General features: G+C 76.3%; 3 protein-coding genes. All 3 read left to right on the top strand.

The window, feature by feature from the left end; all coding sequences use genetic code 11:
* Positions 1 to 307 (top strand): TOBE domain-containing protein (locus ACOV8S_RS26290; RefSeq protein ID WP_448320752.1); only part of this gene is annotated, 307 nt, incomplete at its 5' end.
* Positions 304 to 1,071, top strand: coding sequence for a molybdate ABC transporter substrate-binding protein (gene modA / locus ACOV8S_RS26285; protein ID WP_448320750.1), 768 nt, complete (start codon positions 304 to 306; stop codon positions 1,069 to 1,071). The genes ACOV8S_RS26290 and modA, both read left to right, overlap by 4 nt.
* Positions 1,068 to 1,871 carry a molybdate ABC transporter permease subunit gene (modB, locus tag ACOV8S_RS26280; RefSeq protein WP_448320748.1) on the top strand — a complete coding sequence of 268 codons (804 nt, stop codon included), beginning with the start codon at positions 1,068 to 1,070 and terminating at the stop codon, positions 1,869 to 1,871. The genes modA and modB overlap by 4 nt, the downstream gene beginning before the upstream one ends.
* Positions 1,872 to 1,888: the final 17 nt, after the last annotated feature.

Genomic DNA, 1,888 nt, shown 5'->3' with positions numbered 1-1,888 from the left:
GGACGACGGGGGACGCCGGGTGGTCGACGGGCGGGACCTCGCGGCCTTCGCCGTGGAACTGGCCCGGCAGGGCGACGAGGAGCGCCCCGCGTACACCTCGGCGCGCAACGCGTTCGCCGGCATCGTGACCGGGGTGACGCTGGGCGACGTGGCGGCCCAGGTGGAGATCCAGGCGGGCCCGCACCGGCTGGTGTCGCTGATGACCCGCGAGGCCGTGGAGGAACTCGGCCTGGAGGTCGGCGTGGAGGCCACCGCCCGGGTGAAGGCGACCAGCGTGCACGTCGACCGGCCGGTGGAGCAGCGGTGAGGCGCGGGCGGCGGTGGGCCGGCGCGGCCCTGGCGGCGGCCGTGGTCCTCACCGGGTGCGGAGCGCAGGAGGCGGAGCCGACGGTGACCGTGTTCGCCGCCGCCTCCCTCAAGGAGTCCTTCGGCACCCTCGGGGAGCGGTTCGAGGAGGAACACCCGGACGTCAACGTCGAGTTCAGCTTCGGCGGAAGCGACACCCTGGCCGCGGGCATCACCGGCGGCGCCCCCGCCGACGTCTTCGCCTCCGCGGACGAGGCCACCATGGCCCGGGTCACGCAGGCGGGCGAGGCGTCCGGGCGGCCCGAGGTGTTCGCCCGCAACCGGCTGTCGATCGTCACCCTGCCCGGCAACCCGCACGGCGTGCGGAGCCTGGGCGACCTGGCCCGCCCGGAGCTGAAGGTGGTGCTCTGCGACGTCTCCGTGCCGTGCGGCGCGGCGGCCCGCAAGGCGCTGGAGACCGCCCGGGTCCGCGTCCGGGCCGCCTCCTACGAGCAGGACGTCAAGGGCGCGCTGACCAAGGTGCGGCTGAAGGAGGCCGACGCGGCGCTGGTGTACGCCACCGACGTGAAGGCGGCGGGCGACGCGGTGACCGGCGTGGAGTTCCCCGAGGCGGACACCGCGACGAACAGTTATCCCATCACCGTCCTGAAGAACGCACCGCAGCCCGAACGCGCCGCCGATTTCGTGGAGTTCGTCCGCTCGGCGGAGGGCCGCCGGGTGCTGCGCGAGGCGGGCTTCCTGGAACCGGGCCCGGCCGCTCCGTGAGCACCGCCCGGCCGGCCGCGCGCGCCCCGCTGGCCCTGCTGGTGCCCGCGGCGGCCGGTCTGGCGTTCCTGCTGCTGCCGCTGGCCGCGCTCCTGCTGCGCGCGCCGTGGGCCGCGCTGCCCGCACAGCTCGGCAGCCCGCGGGTCTGGGAGGCGCTGCGGCTGTCGCTGCTGACGGCGACCACGGCGACCGCGCTCTGCCTGGTGCTGGGCGTGCCGCTGGCCTGGGTGCTGGCCCGCACCGACTTCCCCGGCCGGCGGCTGGTCCGCGCCCTGGTCACGCTGCCCCTGGTGCTTCCGCCGGTGGTCGGCGGTGTGGCGCTGCTGCTGGCGCTGGGCCGGGACGGTGTGGTGGGCCGGCTGCTGGACGACTGGTTCGGCCTGACCCTGCCGTTCACCACGGCGGGCGTGGTCGTCGCGGAGGCGTTCGTGGCGATGCCGTTCCTGGTGATCAGCGTGGAGGGCACGCTGCGCGCCGCCGACCCGCGGTTCGAGGAGGCGGCGGCCACGCTGGGGGCGTCCCGGTTCACCGCCTTCCGGCGGGTGACGCTGCCGCTGATCGCCCCGGGGGTCGCCGCGGGCGCGGTGCTGGCCTGGGCGCGGGCGCTCGGCGAGTTCGGGGCGACGATCACCTTCGCGGGCAACTTCCCGGGCCGCACGCAGACCATGCCGCTCGCCGTCTACCTGGCCCTGCAGAGCGACCCGGCCGCCGCCGTCGCGCTCTCCCTGGTGCTGCTGGCGGTCTCGGTGGCGGTCCTCGGCGCGATGCGGGACCGGTGGACGACGGGGGTGGGGACGTGACGGGGGATGACCGGACG

Source organism: Streptomyces sp. CO7 (genome assembly GCF_053474865.1).
Note: the sequence above shows the minus strand (reverse complement) of the source record. Positions and strands in the feature narration are given on the sequence as shown.